Here is a 17,596-nt window from a genome sequence, read left to right as displayed (position 1 = left end):
ATGGCAGGGACCGGAATCGACACGTCGATCCTGAACAAGGGAGCGCACAGTGCGTCTTATTTCGATCTCGCTCGAAGTGCGGGAGACGGCGCCGACATCGTCGACTTCTGTATTCCGTGCAACCCTTACTTCCCGACCCCGGAGATGTTCGACGAGCTGTCCCGGGATCTGAAGAACATCCTCAAGTACTACCCGTCGGACTCGATGGGGATCACCAAGAAGCTCTCCAGCGTGCTGGGCCTGCACCCGCAGACGGTCGCCATGGCGAACGGCTCCACCGAGCTGATCACCTGGATCGATCACCTGCTGATCAAGGAGAGCATCGCGATCCCGATCCCCACCTTCGGGCGGTGGACCGACCAGCCCCTGGAGACCGGCAAGCGGGTCGACATGTTCCCGCTGCAGGAGCGCGAGGGCTTCCGGCTCAACCTCGACGACTACGTGCGGTTCATCCGCGAGCGCAACTCCCGGGTCGCGGTGATCTGCAACGTCAACAACCCGGACGGCAACTACATCCCCCGGCGCGACGTCATCCGCTTCATGGACATGCTGGGCGACCTGGACCTGGTCGTGGTCGACGAGTCGTTCATCGACTTCTCCGACGCCGAGCAGTACCCGTCGGTCGGCCCCGACGCGGTGATCCGCCCGAACACGGTCGTCCTGAAGAGCCTCGGCAAGAACTTCGGCCTGCACGGCATCCGGTTCGGCTACATGCTGGCCAACCCGGCCATCGCCGGGAAGATCGGCAAGGCGCTGCCGAAGTGGAACCTCAACTCGCTCGCCGAGAAGGTCGTCTTCATGATTCAAGACCATGAGGAGGAGTACGAGGACAGCCTGCGCCTGCTCAGCCGGGACCGCCGCCAGATGGCCGGGGAGCTGTCCCGCGTCCCCGGCCTGACGGTCTTCCCGTCCCAGGGCAACTTCTTCCTGGTCAAGCTGCCGACCGAGTGGTCCGGGGTGGCGCTGCGCGATTTCCTCGTCGCCAACCACGGCGTCTACACCCGCGAGTGCGGCAACAAGCTCGGCATGACCAGCCAGTTCATGCGGATGGTGGTGCGCCCGCCGCGGGACGTCGACCGGCTGATCGACGGGATGATGGATTACGGCCGCCAGTTCATGCGCGGCTCGCAGTACGACGACGGCCCGATCGATATGCGCCGCGGCGGTTGGAGCAACACCGTCGAGGACGTGCCGGACAACCTCATCCAATACCCGAGCCGGCGCACCGAATACACCGCCCGGCGGGCCGCCAACGGCTGACATGAAGACGGAGGGCACCCTGGCGGGGGTGCCCTCCGTCGTACCTCGTGGTACATCCTGACATATCTTCCGGCGCGATGGTGTCGGTTGTTCGATCGCCGTACATACGGGTGTTTGCTTGATCCCGCATGGTGACGGCATGCCGCACTACGTCGACGCCGTCGCCGCCAGCCCATGGATCCTGGCCGTGGTCTTCGTCGTGGCCGGGATGGACGCTCTGCTGCCGTTCATGCCCAGCGAATCCACCGTCGTGGCCTGTGGCGTGGCCGCCGCCGGCACCGGCCGGCCGCACCTGGCACTGCTGGTGATGGCGGCCGCGGCCGGGGCGTACTGCGGTGACGCGGTGTCGTTCCGGATCGGGCGGCGCAGCACCTCGTTCTCCGAACGGTTCACCCACCGGCGAGCTCGCGCCGTGCACGGCTGGGTGCATCGCCTGCTGCACAGCCGCGGCGGCCTTGTCGTGGTCTTCGCCCGGTACGTTCCCGGGGGCCGCTCCACCACCGCGCTGGCGGCCGGCCTCGTCGGCTACCCGAGCGCGCGTTTCCACTGGTACACGGCGGCCGGGGTGGTGCTCTGGTCCATTCAGGCCGCGCTGATCGGCTACCTCGGCGGCGCACTGTTCGCCGACCGCCCCGTCCTCGGTCTCGCGCTGGCCTGCGGAATCGCACTGGCCGTCACCGGCCTGGCCGTCCTGATCCAGGGTCGCTCCACTCCGGAGCGCGTTCCCGCACCTTGACGGTCATGTATGCGTCATGTGTGCTTCGCCGACAAGCCACGACCGGACGCGAGGGTGCCAATCATGCCCACCAGACGTCAGCTTCTCACCGGTGCCGCCGTAGCCGCCGGTGCCGCCGCCCTCCCGGCGAGCGCCGCCTACGCCGCACCCGCCGATTTGTTCCCGCTCGGGGTCGCCAGCGGTGACCCGCTTCCCGGCGGCGTGATCCTCTGGACCCGCCTGCTCTCCAACCACCTGCCCGACCGTCGTGTCGACGTCGAGTGGCAGGTCGCCCACGACGAGCGGTTCCGCCGCATCGTTCGCTCCGGCCGGGCCGTCGCGACGCCCTCGCTGGCGCACTCGGTGCATGTGGACGTGCGCGGCCTCGAACCCGGGCGCGAGTACTTCTACCGGTTCCGCGCGCTGGGCCGGATCAGCCCGACCGGCCGAACTCGCACCGCCGCCAAGGAAACCGGCCGGCTGCGCTTCGGCATCGTCAACTGCCAGGACTTCCAGAACGGCTACTGGCCCGCCTACTGGGGACTCGCGGCCGAGGACCTCGACGTGGTGGTGCACCTCGGCGACTACATCTACGAGTACGACCCGAGCAGCCGGTTCGCCGACCGCAACCACACCACCCCGCAGACCGCGGGCCTCGACCAGCTCGTCACCCTCGACGACTACCGGGCCCGGCACGCGCAGTACAAGGGCGATCCGGCGCTGCAGGCCGCGCACGCCGCGTTCCCGTGGATCGTCACCTGGGACGACCACGAGACCGAGAACAACTACGCGTCGCTGACCGACGAGATCGACGACACCGGCGCTCGGCTCTTCACGAAGAGGCAGTTCGCCAAGCAGCGGGCCGCCGCCTACCAGGCCTACTACGAGCACATGCCGATCCGTGCCGATCTGCGCCCGGGCAGCTCCGACCTGCGCATCTTCCGGCGCTTCGACTTCGGCCGGCTGCTGCGGCTCAACGTGCTCGACACCCGGCAGTACCGCACCGACCAGCCCGGCGGATTCCCCGGCGACTTCGGCCTCGCGACCGCCGGTACCGCCAACACCAATGGCACACTGACCGGTGCGGATCAGGAACGCTGGCTGCGGGCCGGCCTCGACCACTCGCCGGCCCGGTGGAACGTCATCGCCCAGCAGGTGATGATGAGCCCGATCAAGTTCCCCAACCCGACCGGCGGGGTGCCGCCTCTGGTGGCGAACCTGGACCAGTGGGACGGCTACGCGCCGCAACGCGCCCGGCTGCTCGACCACCTCGCGGCGGCCCGGATCGCGAACCCGGTGGTGCTGGCCGGGGACATCCACTCCACCTGGTTCAGCGAGCTGCTGCGCAACGAACGGCCGGTTGCCGTCGAGTTCACCGCCACCTCGGTCAGCTCGGACTTCCCGATCGCGTTCGACGCCCCGCTCAAGGCGCTCAACCCGACGCTGAACCCGCACGTGCGCTACTTCGACGGTTCCCGCCGCGGCTACCTGCGCTGCTCGGTCACCCGCTCGGCGTGGCACACCGACGTCCGCACGGTCGAGACCATCGACGTACGCGAGACGCCGGTGACCACCTCCGCCTCGTACGCCGTCGAAGCAGGCACCGCCAGGCTGGTGACCGCGTAACGTTCGCTCGATAGCGTGGGGCCGTGCCCGAGATGACGGAAGTCGCGATCATCGGGGCCGGCCCCGCCGGTCTCACCCTAGCCAACCTGTTGCAGCGCAACGGAATCCGCTGCGTCGTGCTGGAGGCCCGCGATCGCTCCCATGTGGAGGAACGGCAGCGGGCCGGCGTGCTCGACCACTACGGCAGCGAGATCTTCGCGCGGGCCGGCCTGGCCGACGCGGTCATCGCCGGCGCGTTCCGGGAGAAGTTCCTGGAGCTGCGTTACGAGGGCGAGCCGCACTTCTTCGACGGCCCGTCACACGCGGGCGGCCGGGCCGGCGTGATCGTCCCGCAACAGCTGCTGGTCCGCCGCCTGCTCGCCACGTTCCTGGACGGCGGGGGCGACCTGCGTTTCGGGGCCGAGGACGTGGCGCTGCACGACCTGACCACCACCCCGCGGGTCACCTACGCGGGCGGCGAGCTGACGGCCGGCTATGTCGCCGGATGCGACGGCTTCCACGGCGTGAGCCGCACCAGCATCCCGGCGTCGTCCCTGACGACCTACACCTTCGACCACGGCATCGGGTGGTACACGGTGCTGGCCGACGCCCCACCGCCCCGCCACGCGCTGATGGCGGTGAGCCGGCACGGTTTCGCCGCGCAGTTCGCCCGGGGCCCGCAGGCGAGCCGCTTCTACCTGGAGTACCGCCCGGGCGCCGAGGACCCCCGCGAGTGGCCCGACGACTACACCTGGGAGCAGCTGCGCCTGCGCCTGGGCGACCCGGCCCTGCCCGGCGGCACGATCACCGACAAGGAGATCGTCGAGATGCGCAGCTTCGTGGCCGAGCCGATGGCGTACGCCAAGCTCTTCCTGGCCGGCGACGCGGCCCACATCATCACCCCGATGGGCGCCAAGGGCATGAACCTGGCCCTGGCCGACGCCGAGGTCCTGGCCCGGGCACTGACCGGCGCCCTGCGCGGTGCCGACGACACGGCGCTGCGCTCCTATTCGGACACCTGCCTGCGCCGAACCTGGGACTACCAGGAGTTCTCCCGCTGGTTCACCGAGATGGTGCACGACGCGGGAGCCCAGGACGACCCGTTCCGCCGCCGCCTGGCCCGGGCCCGCTTCGACCGACTGTGGGCCAACCCGAAAGCCGCCGAGTGGTTCGCCGACATGATGGCCGGCACGGCCCTCCTCTAGGACCAGGTGCCCAGCGCCGCGATGGTGGCCTCGATGAGGCTCGGGTCGGTGGGGGTGCGCTCGATCGTGCTGCGGTAGTACATCGGCCCGATGGCCATGGCGGCGGCGTGCCGGCTAGGGATCGCCAGGGAGACCTCACCGCGCGTCTGGGCGTCGTCGAGAGCGGCGGCGAGACGGCCGCTAAGGACGCCGGCGAACTGGGCGCGCCGGGCGTCCATGTTCTCGTCCCAGAGGGCGGTGCCGGCCAGGGTCGTGGACACGGCGCGCACGTCGTCGAGATCCAGCTGCCGGGCCATCGCGGTCAGCTCGCGTCGCAACCAGTCCCGGGTGGGCACGGTGGGTTCGGCGAAGAACGGCATCGGGACGGTGGCCATCGCTTCCATGAGGAGAAGCTCGGCTCGCGGCCAGTGCCGGTAAACGGTCGCGCGCCCCACTCCGGCCCGTTCGGCGACCTGGGCGTGCGTCACCGCGGCCGGCCCTCCCTGACGGAGCAGCTCACGCGCGGCGTGCAGGATCGCTTCCTGGCTGCGCAGGAATCGGGGGTCTGTTCCGGTGGGCACCGACCCATCTTATGAGACGACTTGACTCATAGTCGAGTCGCCGTCCATGCTCGCTCTGTGAGACATTCTGTATCGCAAGAGATGACCATGGTTGTCCTGGGAGCATCGGGCGCCACCGGCCGGCACGTGGTGTCCACCGCCCTCGAGCGCGGGCACCGGGCCGTGGCGCTCGTCCGCCGACCGGGGGTGTTCGAGCCACACGACAGGCTGACCGAAGCGACCTGGCCCGACGTCACGGACACCTCGACCCTCACCCGCGTCCTGCCCGGTGCCGACGTCGTGATCAGTGCGCTGGGCGGAGCGGCCGGCGGACCGACGACGGTCTGCGCGGACGGCATCCGATCGGCGGTGACCGCGATGGGAACGGCCGGGGTGACCCGCCTGATCGCGGTCAGCGCCCACGGCGTGCTGGAGACCCACGACAGGTCGCTCTACTCGCGAGCGGTGTGGGCCGGTGTGGCCGGGAGAATGCGCGACAAGGAGGCGATGGAACCGCTGATCACCGGCTCCGGACTGAATTGGACGATCGTGCGGCCGCCGAAGCTGTCGGACCACCACGCCGTCGGGAAATACACGGCCGGCACCGACCTGCCGATCCGGCTGTGGAGCTCCATCGGCCGCTCCGATCTCGCCGCTTTCCTGATCGACGAGGCCGAGACCCCGCGGTACGCACACGCCTACCCGCGGATCACCCGATGAACGTCACGATCCCCGACCAGACGGGAAAGGTCGCGGTCGTCACCGGGGCGACCGGCGGCATGGGCCAGATCATCGCGGCCGACCTCGCCCGGGCCGGCGCGCACGTGGTCGTCATCGCCCGCGACCCGGCCCGCATCGGACCTGGGGTGGCGAACCGCTTCGAGGTCGTCGCCGGGGATCTGTCCCGGCGTGCGGACGTCGTGACCGCCGCGCGGACCATTGCGGACCGGCACGACCAGATCCACCTTCTGATCAACAACGCCGGTGCGCACTTCCCCGAACGCCGACTCTCGGCCGACGGCGTCGAGATGCACATCGCCCTCGACTACCTCGCCGCCTACGGCCTCATGACCCGGCTGGACGGACCACTGCGGCGCGGCCGGGCCCGGGTGGTGAACGTCGCGAGCGACACCCTCAACGACACCCGCCCGGTCAAACTCGCCGGCCGGCCCCGCCCGGCGACCCTCGACCTGGCCGGCGTCGACGATCTGGCCCGGCTGAACCCCGCCGCCGGGTTCGTGCCCTTCGAGGCGTACGCGCGGGCCAAGCTGATGACCGTCGCCGCCGGTTACGCCCTCGCGCGCGAACTCGCCGCCGACGGGGTGACCGTGAATGCTCTGCATCCCGGGATCGTCGCCACCGGCATCGTCGACGACCTGATACCGGCACCGCTGCGCCCGTTCCGCGGGCTGATCCGCCGTAGCCTCCTCACCCCGGCCCAGGGAGCCGAGACCGCGCTGCACCTCGCCACCGATCCCGGCCTGGCCGGGGTGACCGGCAAGTATTACAACCGCGACATCGAGAAGACCACACCGCCGCTGTCCCACCACGACGGCACCCAGCGGAGACTCCTCGCACTCAGCGAGCTCCACTTCGCCCGCTGAGCACACCGGCCACCGCTAGCCGCCGGCCATCGCGCCCACCACCAGAAACGGCTCCTCGCCGGTGGCGACCCGGTCGGGGAGCGGGGTGTCGGGCGGGTCGTTGGAGAGGTCCTCCTCGCAGGCGAAGAAGCGGACCAGGGCCCGCCGCTTCGCCGTGTCGCGGTCGCGCATCGTGCCGACCAGCATCGGGAACCGCTCCTCGACCGCGTCCAGCACGGCTCGCTGGGTGACCGGACCGGCGACGTCGACCTCGACCTCGCCGGTCACCTTGGCCAGGTTGCGCAGGTGGGGTGGGAGGATCACGCGGATCACGGCAGGACCTGGACCTCGACCGACAGGACCGCGGGCAGGTCGCGGACGATCGGCTGCCAGCTGTCGCCGCCGTCGGGGGAGCCGTAGATCTGGCCGCCGGTGGTGCCGAAGTAGATGCCGCAGTCGTCCAGGGTGTCCACCGCCATCGCGTCGCGCAGGACGTTGACGTAGCAGTTCTCCTGGGGGAGGCCGTTGGTGAGCGGCTCCCACTCGCCGCCGCCGGTGCGGCTGCGGTAGACGCGCAGCTTCGCGTCGGGCACGTAGTGCTCGGAGTCGCTGGTGATCGGGATGACGTAGACGGTCTCCGGCTCGTGGGCGTGCACGCCGATCGGGAAGCCGAAGTCCGTCGGCAGGTTGCCGCTGATCTCGCGCCAGCTGCCGCCGGCGTCGTCCGTACGCATCACGTCCCAGTGTTTCTGCATGAAGAGCACGTCGGGGTTGGACGGGTGCATGGCGAGGCGGTGCACGCAGTGGCCGACCTCGGCGTCGGCGTCGGGGATGCCTTCGGAGCGCAGGCCCCGGTTGATCGGCTGCCAGCTCTTGCCGCCGTCGTCGGTGCGGAACGCGCCGGCCGCCGAGATGGCCACGAAGATCCGGTCCGGGTCGACCGGGTCGAGAATGATGGTGTGCAGGCACATGCCGCCGGCGCCGGGCTGCCAGGCGGGGCCGGTCGGGTGGTTGCGCAGCGCGGTCAGCTCGGCCCAGCTCCGGCCGCCGTCGGTGGAGCGGTAGAGGGCCGCGTCCTCGGCGCCCGCGTACACCGTGTCGGGGTCGGTGCGGGACGGCTCGAGGTGCCAGATCCGCTTGAACTCCCACGGGCGCGGCGTTCCGTCGTACCAGAGGTGGTCGCCGACCTCACCCGCGTACGCGAAGTCGTTGCCCACCGGGTTCCAGGAGCGGCCGCCGTCGTCGGAGCGCTGGATCACCTGCCCAAACCAGCCGGAGGACTCCGATGCCCACAGCCGGTCGGGGTCGGCCGGCGAACCGGCCACGTGGTAGATCTCCCACCCGCCGAAGTGCGGGCCGCTCACCTTCCAATCCTTGCGCGTGCCGTCGGCGGTCAGCGTGAACGCGCCCTTGCGTGTGCCTACCAGGAGCCGGACGTCAGTCATGGCCCCCATAGTGCCGTAAGTCACATCAGTGTGGCGTCGCGGCGGGGAGGCAAATCTTGGCCTTCGTACCCCGTCCGGTGCCGGCCGAGTCGAGGGCCAGCCGGCCGCCGTGCGCGTTGACGATCCGCCAGGCGATCGCCAGGCCGAGGCCCATGCCGGGGACGGCCTGCTCCTGGGCGTGCCGGCCGCGGTAGAAGCGTTCGAAGACGTACGGCAGCTCCTCGGCGGGGATGCCGGCGCCCTGGTCGTGCACCTCGATCCGGGCCCCGGCCACCCGCACACTGACCTCGTTGCCGCCGGGGGAGAAGGCGACGGCGTTGCGTACGACGTGCTCGAGTGCCTGGCTCAGGGCGGCGGCTTCGCCGACGACGTACGCCGGAAGTTCTTCACCGGAAAGAGTGACCGTCACGCCGCGCTCGGCCGCGAGGGGTTCGCAGGTGTCGACCGCGGTCCGCGCGGCGGCGGCGAGATCGACCAGACCCTCGGCCTTGGCCGGCGCGTCGTCGGGGCGGGTACCGGCCAGCAGGTGGTCGACCATCCGGACCAGGCGGTCGCCGTTGCGCCGGATCGGTTCGAGCATCCGCCGGTACGGGGCCAGGTCCTCGTCCTCGGCCAGCATCTCCAGGTAGCCCTGCATGGTGGTGACCGGCGTGCGCAGTTCGTGCGACACGGCGGCGACCAGGTCCTGTTCGCGGCGCATCAGGCGGGTGAGTTCGGCGTCGAGGAAGCTCAGCCGGTTCTGCTCGCGGATCGCCTCGAGGTGCCCGATGGCCTGGGCGGCGAGGTCACTGAGCAGAGTCACCTCGCGCTCGTCGATCTCCCGCGGCTCCCGGTCGAGGACACAGACGCTGCCGAGGATGTGGCCGTCCGGGTTGACCAGCGGCACCCCGGCGTAGAAGCGGAGGTACGGCGCACCGGTGACGTTCGCGTAGTCCCGGAAGCGCGGGTCGACGCGGGCGTCCGGGACGATCAGCGGGCGCGGGTCGTCGAGCATCCAGGCGCACAGCGAGATGGCCCGGGGCGCCTCGCTGCCGTCCATGCCGGTGTTTCCGGCGAACCACTGACGGTTGCGGTCCACCAGCGTCACGGTCGACATGGGCGTGTCGAAGATCCGCGCGGCGAGCCTGGTCAGGTCGTCGAGCACGACCGGGCGTACCGCGTCCAGCAGGCCATATGTGTGCAGCGCCGCCAATCGGGAATGCTCTGCCGCTGGGCTCAACGTCGTTTCCTGTCCGTCGGTGATGTAGTCGTAGGTCGGCACCGCACGTCGCTACCTGAGAGATTCACCTTCAGCACGTAAGGTCCCGTGCCATGACGCGGATCCTGCTGATCTCGGGAAACACCCGAGCCGACTCGCTGCATACGGCAGCGCTGCGCACGGCGGCCCGGTTCGCCCCGCCGGAGATCAGTGCGTCGCTCTACGACGGCCTACGTGACCTGCCGGCGTTCGTGCCGGGTGACTACTCCTCGCCCGACCCGGTGGCATTCCTGCGCCTGCAGGTCGCCGCCGCCGACGCCGTCGTCTTCAGTACCCCGGAATTCGCCGGTTCGATCCCGGGCAGCCTGAAAAACCTGCTGGACTGGCTGGTGGACGGGGGCGACCTGAGCCACAAGCCGGTCGCCTGGCTGTCCGTGTCCACGCCCGGCCAGGACGACGGCGCGCGCGACCTGCTGGAGACGGTGCTCGCGCACGCGAACGCGAAGATGCTGCACCCGGCGTGCATGCGGATCCCGCTCAACGCGGCCGCGCTCGACGAGGTGGACGGCACGCTCACCGACCCGCATCTGCATCAGGCGCTGCTGGACATGCTGGACGTGCTGTCGAGGGCCCTGGCCGCGCCGAAACCGAAGGCACAGCCGTCCTGGCAGGGGGTCTCCAGCATGTTCCCGGTCGTGCAGCGCAACGACGCCTCCGCCCCGTTCCGGTCCTGGCGGGCGGAGATCTGGCGACCCGACGCCTAAACCCGGGCGCTCCTCTGCCGATGTGAACCTCAGCGGTTGACAAACGCCGGGAGAGTGCGTGCTCAGGGAACGAGACGAGGGCTTCACCCTCGTCGAGATGGTCGTGGCGCTGGCCATTCTGAGTGTCACCATGCTCGCGAGCGCCCCGTTCTTCGTGCGCAGCCTGACCAACGTCAACAAGCAGCGCGCCAAGCAGGCCGCGATCCAGCTCTCCGACACCGCGATGGAGCAGGTGCGCGGCCTGAAGGGCAGCGCCCTGCTGAGCGGGCGCAGCGTCAGGGCGACCCAGGCGCAGTTCGACGCCGCTTCCACCGTGGTCCAGCCGTACCTGAAGACGATGCAGGTGGCCGGCGATCCGATGATCACCGACAGCACCTCGACGGTGGGGGCGGACGCGCCGATCTCCACGTCGGCCCAGCGGGTCACGGTCGAGGGCACCACGTACACCCAGAACATCTACGTCGGGGAGTGCGAGGTCTATCTGACCGGCACCACCGAGTGCGTCTATCCGAAGGGCGCGGCGGCTCCGGCCGACTCGACCCAGATCCTGCAGTTCTTCCGGGTCGTGGTGCTGGAGACCTGGCCGGATTCCACCTGTGCGAGCAGCCTGTGCAGCTACGTCGCCACGACCCTGGTCTCCCGCGCGTCCGAGCCGACCTTCGACTTCAACCGGCCGTCGCCGGTGGTCATGGAGAACACTCCGACCTGGTACGTCGGCGACACCGTCTCCTATCAGCTCAAGGCCCGCGGCGGTCAGCTCCCCAACACCTGGACGATCGTCCAGCTCCCGGCCGGCCTCTCGCTGGCCTCGTCCGGGATCATCACCGGGGTCCCGAGCACGCCGGGCGTCACGTCGACCACCGCGACGGTCACCGACCACGCGAATCGCACCAACACCGGTTCGGTGACGATGACCGTCGTCAAGCCGCCGGCACCGACCGTTCCCACCGGCGTCGTCAGCCGCATCGGTGACGCCTACAGCCTGGCCCTGTCGGCCTCCGGCGGGGTGGCGCCGTACACCCCCTGGGACGTGACCGGCCTCCCGCCCGGCCTGGCCTTCGACGCCGGCACCGGCCTCATCAGCGGCAGCCCGACCACCGCCGGCACCTACACCGTCACCGTCACGGTGACCGACGCCAATGCGAGGACCGGCAAAGCTAACTACACCCACACCGTGAATCCCGGGCTGACCCTGAGCGGCCTGTCCGACCAGACGATCGGCCTGAAGTCGAGCCTCGATCTCACCGCGGTCGCCGCGGGTGGTGACGGCGACTACACCTACAGCGCCACCGGCCTGCCGACCAGTGTGTCGATCAACAAGAACACCGGTTCGTTCTCGGGCAAGGCCTCGTCGTCGGGCCGGTTCCTGCCCACGATCACCGTCACCGACGGCAGCGGTGGCACGGCCAGTAAGCAGATCGTGGTCATCGTGACGACGAGTGACTCGCTGGTCTTCACCGCGCCCGCGCTGACTGCGCCCGACCAGAGCACGGTCAAGGGCAGCGCCGCGGCGCTGGCCCTGGCGACCAACGGAACGCTGCTGGGTCTTTCGCCCGCGCTGTCCGTCTCCGGGCTCCCGCCGGGCCTGACCTTCAACGCCCTGACCAAGGTCATCTCCGGGACCCCGACGACCGCCGGCACCTACGTGGTGACGGCGACCGCCACCACCGTCGCGCCGCCGAGCAGCAGCATCCTCACCTTCGTCTGGAAGATCACATGAGCGAGATCGAGACCCCGGAGGCGGGCGACGAAGGCTTCTCCCTGATCGAGCTCATCGTCTCGATGTCCGTCATGGCGGTGATCATGGTGATCGTCACCGGGGCGATCACGGAGGTCTACTCCGACGTCAACCGGACCGACAGCCTGAGCAACGCGCGGGACCAGATCGGCAACAGCTTCCGCCGGCTGGACAAGGAACTGCGCTACGCCACCTGGGTCTCCACGCCCGCGCAGGTGGGCGGCGTCTGGTATCTCGAGTACGCCACCCCGACCAACTGCCAGCAGCTCGTCTTCCGGAACGGGGCCCTGACCCGGGCCGTCTGGACGCTGCCCGGCACGACCCCGGGGGCGGCCACGACGATCGCCACCGACCTGACCCAGACCGGTTCGTTCGCGCCGTTCACCGTCTACGCGCCCGGCGACCAGCCGTACGCCTCGGCCAGCCCGAACGTCAGTGGTGTCGGCAGCGGCTACGAACCCGAGCACAACCAGGTCCGGCTCCGGTTCAGCGGCACGGTCGGCAAGACCGTCCTGCCCCTGGACGTGCTGTTCACGGCGCAGAACACCAACCGCAACACGTCGGCGCTCAACGACTGCAGCAAGGGGAGGCCGTCCGCATGAGGCTCTCGCTCCGCCGCGACGAGGGGTCGATGCCGCTGGCCATGCTGGTCGTGACCGTCGTGCTGGCCCTCTCGGCGACGCTCGTCCCGATCGTGGTTCGCCAGATCAAGAACACCGTGAACTACGACCAGCGGGCCGCCGCTCTCGATGCCGCCCAGGCCGGCCTGGACGTGATGATGGCCCGCGTCCGCGCCGCGTCCGACGCCGTGCAGAACGGTTACCTGGAGAATCTGCCGCCGTGCACGATGAGCGGGACGACCGGCGCGACCGGCGGCACCATCACCTCGGCGTACACGGTGACGGTCACCTACCGCGACAAGGACGGCAACACGATCACCAGCTGCGCCGTCTACGACGTGCCCACCACCGCGATCGTCCAGTCGGCCGGCACCAACGGCACGGTGACCCGCACGCTGACCGCCACGTACGTCTTCTCCACCAGCAACACCAACATCCCGGGCGGCCGGATCAAGATCGCCAGCAGCACCCTGGGCGACCAGTGCCTTGACGCCGGCGCCGCGGCGAGCCCGGCCGCCGGGACCGCCGTCCTCGTGCAGACCTGCAACGGCAGCAGCCAGCAGCAGTTCGGCTACACACCGGACCTCTACCTGAAGCTGGTCTCCTCGGAGTCGTCCACCGCGACGTCGGGCATGTGCCTGTTCTCGAACTCGACGCGGGTGAGCGGCACCACGCCGGTCGTCTTCCAGGCCTGCCCGACCGTGCGCACCACGAACTTCCAGTGGGCGCTCGACGGCAGCAGCGTCTTCCACGCCACCACCTCGGCCAGCAAGTCCGACGGCAGCTTCTGCATGAACATCAAGACTCCCGGATCGGTCGCCGACCACACGGTGCTCCTCGCCGGCTGCGGCGCCACGTCCAACAAGAACGTCTGGTACTCCGCACCCGGCGTCGGCGCCGGGATGGCCGGTGACTCCACCAACCAGCTGGTCAACTACAAGCAGTTCAGCCGCTGCCTGGACGTGACCAGCAAGAGCACCAGTGCGACGTACATGATCGCCTGGTTCTGCAAGCAGGACCCGGGCGCCCTCGTCGACTTCAACCAGCAGTGGGTCCACCCCGTGCCGGTGCTGCCGGCCATCTCCAAGTCCGGGCCGATCATCGTCAACAACACCAGCGCCAACAGCAACGCCAACAACGGCAGCGCCAATAACAACTACTGCCTGAAGTCGCCGGGCATCGTCACCTCGACGTCGTGGGCGACGGTGGTGTCGTGCAAGGACGCCGCCACCCAGGCTCAGGAGACGCTGACCTGGACGGTCTACCACGACACCGGCGACTACGGCACGAGCTACCGGATCATGGACTACAAGGGGTACTGCCTGCAGCCCACCGAGCAGGGCAGCGGCGTCGCCAACGACTTCCACGGCGACGGCACCAGCAAGGTCAAGGTCGCCACGTGCAGCACGGCCGACATCCAGAAGTGGAACGCGCCGGCGAACATCGACCAGCCGACGCCGCTGGTCAACCTCACCGAGAAGTAGGCCGCCGGGCCGCCGACTTGGCCCGGTACATCGCGGCGTCCGCCTCGCGCAGCAGATGGTCGGGGTCGGCCCCGCCGTCGCCGCCGGAGAGCGCCACGCCGATGCTGCAGCCCACCTCGACCCGCTCGCCGTCGATGAAGAACGGTGCGCGGATCGCCGCGTGGATGTTGTCGCAGGCCGCCTTGTGCCCGTCCGGCCGGGTGATCCCGTCGAGCAGGACCACGAACTCGTCGCCGCCGAGCCGGGCCACCGTGTCGGACTTGCGCAGCAGGCCGGTGAGCCGCCGGGCCACCTCGATCAGCAGCTGATCGCCGGCTGCGTGCCCGAGCGTGTCGTTGACCGCCTTGAAGCCGTCCAGGTCGAGCAGCAGGATCGCGAACCGGTAGTCGGGCTGGCGGCCCGCCCGCCGGCCGGCCTGCTCCATCCGGTCCTCCAGCAGCACCCGGTTGGGCAGCCCGGTGAGGTGGTCGTGCAGGGCCGCGTTGCGCAGGCTCTCCTCCTTGTCGCGGAGGGCGGCCATGGTCACCTCGTAGTCGAGGGCGGCGGCCAGCAGCGCCCCCGAGTGGTTCATCATCTCGCGGCCGGGCGGGGTGGTGGACTGGATCCGGCCGACCGCGGCGAGGACACCCCAGTCGGCGTTCCGGCTGCGGACCGGCACCAGGAACACCACGTCGCCGGCCGGCCCGTCGGTCGTACCGAACAACTCGGGCGGCGGGAAGTCGGCGGCGTCGACCGCGTGCCCGGTCGGGCAGCCGGCCCGGAACTCGCCGACCACGTCGAGCCGGCCCTCGGAATTCCACAGGCCGAGGCAACCGGCCAGCGCCGGGGTCAGGCCCAGCCAGCCGAGCGCGCGCGGGTCGCTGCCGTGCGTGCCGAGCAGCTCGATGCCCAGTTCGTACTGGATGTTCAGGGTGCTCTGCAGGTATTGCACCTGGGCGAACAGGCTGCGCGCCTGCGGTTCGGAGATCGGCAGGCCGTGCCCGGTGCAGCCGCACGAGTCCCGCCGCACGAAGGTCGTCGGGACGTGCCGGACCAGCCGCTCACCGGAGTTCTCCGACAGCTCGGTGAGGAGCTGGTAGACGACGGCGCCGACCTGGTCGAGCGGCTGCCGCACGGTGGAGAGGCTGGGCCGCAGGTAGGCGGCGTCGGCGATGTCGTCGAACCCGACCACGGCCAGCTCGGTCGGCAGGTCGTAACCGGCCCCGGTCATCCGGGAGATCAGGCCGATCGCGTTGCGGTCGGTGCCCAGCACGATCGCGGTGGCCGGCATGCCCGCCTTGATCAGACCGTCGGCGACCGTCTCACCGCCGCTCTCGTGGTTGTCGCCGGAGTCGAGCAGAAGCGACGGCTGAGGGGTGATGCCGTGCGCGAGCAGCGCCTCCCGGTAACCCTCGTAGCGTTCCCGCACGTCGAAGTGGGCGAGATAGCCGGCGAAGGCGATCCGCTCGTGGCCGTGCTCGACCAGGTGCGCGACCGCCTCGCGGACGCCGCTGCGGTTGTCGGCCAGCACCGCCGAGCAGCCGCTGCCGGTGGCGTCCTGGGCGACGAACACGACCGGCAGGCCGGACCGGTGCGCCTCGGCCGCGTACGCCGTGCCGACCGCGCCGGGCAGCACGACCAGGCCGGCCAGCTGGTTCCAGGAGATCGGCCGGCGGAAGTCGGGCAGGCCGCTGCGGTCGGCGCTGTGCGCGCCGGGGTCGAGGGTCTGGATCGCCATGATCCGGTCCCCGCCGCCGGCCGCCGCCGTGTTGATGCCCTCGATGATCGCCCCGTAGTAGTCGCCCCCGACGAAGGGCGAGAGGATCCCGAAGGTACGGCGGCCGTTCACTCCGCCATGATCTCTCGAAACACCGGTGTCGTGGGTCACATCCCAGCCGTCGGGCAGAATGTCGGACCGTGACAAGAGCACAGGGTGACGCGCAGCCGCCGGAGTCGACGGTGTCGCTGGACTATTTCACCGGGCTGTACCTCGCCAAGGACGATCCGTGGGACCTCGCCACCAAGTGGCACGACCAGCGTAAATACGCGGTGACGGTGGCCAGCCTGCCGAAGCCGCGGTACCGCCGGTGTTACGAGCCGGGCGCGTCGGTGGGCCTGCTGACCCGGTTGCTGGCCGAGCGCTGCGACGAGGTCCTCGCGGTGGACAGCGTACCGGAGGCGGTGCAGACGGCGACCGAGAACGTGCGCGACCTGCCGAACGTCACGGTCGAGGTGGCGCTGCTGCCGGCCGAGCTGCCGACCGGCACGTTCGACCTGATCGTGGTGGGTGACCTCTTCTACTACCTGTCCGCCGCCGATTTCGAGGCGCTGGTCGACGGCCTGCTGGAGCGGCTCGAGCCGGGCGGCGACCTGGTGTCGGTGCACTTCCGCGACCGGGAGAACCCGGGCAACTACGACGGCTTCAACGTGCACGAGGCGCTGGCCGCCAAGATCGGGCGGGTCGTCCATCACGAGGACGAGTGGTTCGTGCTGGATGTTTTTCGCGCGAACGCCGAACGGTAGCGGTGCGGGCTCGTCCCCACGATCCGCTTGAAACGGTCGCGGAACGCGGTCGGTGATCCGAAGCCGACCGCCCCGCCGATCCGGTCCACCGATTGCGCGGTCGTCTCGAGCAGGTGCTGGGCGCGGCGGATCCGGGCCCGGTGCAGCCACTGCAGCGGAGTGGTGCCGGTGTGCTCACGGAACCGCCGGTTCAGCGTGCGCGTGCTCATCCGCGCGTGCGCCGCGATCTCGTCCAGCGTGAGTTCGCGGCCGGCGTTGTCGTCGAGCCAGCGCAGCAGGGGTTCCATCGTCGAGCCGCGCGGCACCGGCGGCTGCTCCGGCACGATGAACTGGGCCTGCCCGCCGTCGCGTTCGAGCGGCATCACCGACAGCCGGGCGGCGTCGGCCGCGACCGCCGACCCGTGGTCCCGCCGGATCATGTGCAGGCACAGGTCGAGCCCGGCGGCCGCGCCGGCCGAGGTCAGCAACTGGCCGTTGTCGACGTAGAGGACGGCCGGGTCGAGATCGACCCGCGGGTACGTCCGCGCGAACAGGTCGGCGCCGACCCAGTGCGTGGTGGCCCGCTTGCCGTCGAGCAGCCCGGTCGCGGCGAGAACGAACGCGCCGGCACAGATCGACGCGATCCGGGTGCCGCGCGCCGCGGCCGCCCGCAACGCCGACACCACTTCCTGCGGTACGGACTGGTCCGCGCACCCGGGCACCATGATCGTGTCCGCGTCCTGAAGCGCGGAGAGCCCGTGATCCACCCGGATCGTGAACGCGCCCGCCCGCACCTCCGGCGATGGCGCACAGACGCGTACGTCATAGGCGGCGGAACCGTCGCCCAGCCGCACCCGGGCGAAGACCTCGATCGGCGTAGCCAGATCGAAGGGAATGACCCCGTTCAGGGCGAGCACGACGACGCGATGCATGCCGCGCAGTCTAGTGGCGAGAATCCG

At 70.1% G+C, this 17,596-nt stretch carries 17 protein-coding genes; 11 read left to right on the top strand and 6 right to left on the bottom strand.

What is annotated here, in order from left to right:
* The 4 genes from Ato02nite_RS00305 (at nt 1) to Ato02nite_RS00290 (ending at nt 4,785) form a co-directional block, all read left to right on the top strand.
* A complete protein-coding gene (locus Ato02nite_RS00305) occupies nt 1-1,260 on the top strand; it encodes a pyridoxal phosphate-dependent aminotransferase (RefSeq protein WP_213004248.1) in 1,260 nt (419 codons plus the stop codon).
* Between the two features lie 139 nt (nt 1,261-1,399).
* Nucleotides 1,400-1,996 (top strand): DedA family protein, encoded by a 597-nt coding sequence (locus Ato02nite_RS00300; protein WP_213004247.1) that lies wholly within the window; start codon nt 1,400-1,402, stop codon nt 1,994-1,996.
* Between the two features lie 63 nt (nt 1,997-2,059).
* A complete protein-coding gene (locus tag Ato02nite_RS00295; RefSeq protein WP_213004246.1) occupies nt 2,060-3,601 on the top strand; it encodes an alkaline phosphatase D family protein in 1,542 nt (513 codons plus the stop codon).
* A gap of 32 nt (nt 3,602-3,633) precedes the next feature.
* Nucleotides 3,634-4,785, top strand: coding sequence for a 4-hydroxybenzoate 3-monooxygenase (locus Ato02nite_RS00290; RefSeq protein ID WP_213004323.1), 1,152 nt, complete (start codon nt 3,634-3,636; stop codon nt 4,783-4,785).
* Here the strand turns inward: Ato02nite_RS00290 and Ato02nite_RS00285 are convergent.
* Nucleotides 4,782-5,345 carry a TetR/AcrR family transcriptional regulator gene (locus Ato02nite_RS00285; RefSeq protein WP_213004245.1) on the bottom strand — a complete coding sequence of 188 codons (564 nt, stop codon included), beginning with the start codon at nt 5,343-5,345 and terminating at the stop codon, nt 4,782-4,784. The genes Ato02nite_RS00290 and Ato02nite_RS00285 overlap by 4 nt on opposite strands.
* An 87-nt stretch (nt 5,346-5,432) precedes the next feature.
* Between Ato02nite_RS00285 and Ato02nite_RS00280 the strand changes: the two genes are divergently transcribed.
* Both Ato02nite_RS00280 and Ato02nite_RS00275 read left to right on the top strand, forming a co-directional pair.
* Nucleotides 5,433-6,044 carry an NAD(P)-dependent oxidoreductase gene (locus Ato02nite_RS00280; RefSeq protein WP_213004244.1) on the top strand — a complete coding sequence of 204 codons (612 nt, stop codon included), beginning with the start codon at nt 5,433-5,435 and terminating at the stop codon, nt 6,042-6,044.
* Nucleotides 6,041-6,928: an SDR family NAD(P)-dependent oxidoreductase gene (locus Ato02nite_RS00275; protein WP_213004243.1), complete on the top strand. Its 888-nt coding sequence runs from the start codon at nt 6,041-6,043 to the stop codon at nt 6,926-6,928. Before Ato02nite_RS00280 ends, Ato02nite_RS00275 begins: the two co-directional genes overlap by 4 nt.
* Before the next feature lie 15 nt (nt 6,929-6,943).
* On the opposite strand, the gene Ato02nite_RS00270 is transcribed toward Ato02nite_RS00275, so the two are convergent.
* Genes Ato02nite_RS00270 through Ato02nite_RS00260 form a run of 3 tightly spaced genes read right to left on the bottom strand, consistent with a single transcriptional unit; the run spans nt 6,944 to nt 9,613 of the window.
* A complete protein-coding gene (locus tag Ato02nite_RS00270) occupies nt 6,944-7,231 on the bottom strand; it encodes a MoaD/ThiS family protein (protein WP_246605914.1) in 288 nt (95 codons plus the stop codon).
* A 5-nt stretch (nt 7,232-7,236) separates the two neighbouring features.
* Nucleotides 7,237-8,352 (bottom strand): WD40/YVTN/BNR-like repeat-containing protein, encoded by a 1,116-nt coding sequence (locus Ato02nite_RS00265; protein ID WP_213004241.1) that lies wholly within the window; start codon nt 8,350-8,352, stop codon nt 7,237-7,239.
* A 25-nt stretch (nt 8,353-8,377) separates the two neighbouring features.
* The gene (locus tag Ato02nite_RS00260; protein WP_246605913.1) at nt 8,378-9,613 is read right to left on the bottom strand and encodes a sensor histidine kinase; all 1,236 of its coding nucleotides are present in this window, start codon (nt 9,611-9,613) and stop codon (nt 8,378-8,380) included.
* A 50-nt stretch (nt 9,614-9,663) separates the two neighbouring features.
* Here Ato02nite_RS00260 and Ato02nite_RS00255 point away from each other — a divergent pair, with 50 nt between their 5' ends.
* From Ato02nite_RS00255 to Ato02nite_RS00230, 4 genes are read left to right on the top strand one after another with little or no spacing between them, the layout of a single operon-like run.
* A complete protein-coding gene (locus Ato02nite_RS00255) occupies nt 9,664-10,314 on the top strand; it encodes an NADPH-dependent FMN reductase (RefSeq protein ID WP_213004240.1) in 651 nt (216 codons plus the stop codon).
* A gap of 58 nt (nt 10,315-10,372) precedes the next feature.
* A complete protein-coding gene (locus Ato02nite_RS51285; RefSeq protein ID WP_246605910.1) occupies nt 10,373-12,034 on the top strand; it encodes a type II secretion system protein in 1,662 nt (553 codons plus the stop codon).
* Nucleotides 12,031-12,654, top strand: coding sequence for a prepilin-type N-terminal cleavage/methylation domain-containing protein (locus Ato02nite_RS00235; RefSeq protein ID WP_213004239.1), 624 nt, complete (start codon nt 12,031-12,033; stop codon nt 12,652-12,654). The genes Ato02nite_RS51285 and Ato02nite_RS00235 overlap by 4 nt, the downstream gene beginning before the upstream one ends.
* Nucleotides 12,651-14,156 carry a ricin-type beta-trefoil lectin domain protein gene (locus Ato02nite_RS00230; protein WP_213004238.1) on the top strand — a complete coding sequence of 502 codons (1,506 nt, stop codon included), beginning with the start codon at nt 12,651-12,653 and terminating at the stop codon, nt 14,154-14,156. Before Ato02nite_RS00235 ends, Ato02nite_RS00230 begins: the two co-directional genes overlap by 4 nt.
* Here the strand turns inward: Ato02nite_RS00230 and Ato02nite_RS00225 are convergent.
* The gene (locus Ato02nite_RS00225) at nt 14,143-15,984 is read right to left on the bottom strand and encodes a substrate-binding and GGDEF domain-containing protein (RefSeq protein ID WP_213004237.1); all 1,842 of its coding nucleotides are present in this window, start codon (nt 15,982-15,984) and stop codon (nt 14,143-14,145) included. The genes Ato02nite_RS00230 and Ato02nite_RS00225 overlap by 14 nt on opposite strands.
* A gap of 68 nt (nt 15,985-16,052) precedes the next feature.
* Between Ato02nite_RS00225 and Ato02nite_RS00220 the strand changes: the two genes are divergently transcribed.
* Nucleotides 16,053-16,658, top strand: coding sequence for a class I SAM-dependent methyltransferase (locus Ato02nite_RS00220; RefSeq protein WP_213004236.1), 606 nt, complete (start codon nt 16,053-16,055; stop codon nt 16,656-16,658).
* Here the strand turns inward: Ato02nite_RS00220 and Ato02nite_RS00215 are convergent.
* Nucleotides 16,604-17,569 carry a GlxA family transcriptional regulator gene (locus Ato02nite_RS00215; RefSeq protein ID WP_213004235.1) on the bottom strand — a complete coding sequence of 322 codons (966 nt, stop codon included), beginning with the start codon at nt 17,567-17,569 and terminating at the stop codon, nt 16,604-16,606. The two genes, Ato02nite_RS00220 and Ato02nite_RS00215, sit on opposite strands and share 55 nt — an antisense overlap.
* Between the last annotated feature and the right edge of the window lie 27 nt (nt 17,570-17,596).

Origin of the sequence: Paractinoplanes toevensis (assembly GCF_018332695.1) — a bacterium.
Taxonomy (GTDB): Bacteria; Actinomycetota; Actinomycetes; order Mycobacteriales; family Micromonosporaceae; genus Actinoplanes; species Actinoplanes toevensis.
The sequence above is the reverse complement of the archived record's forward strand: the minus strand, read 5'-3'. Positions and strand labels throughout refer to the sequence as shown.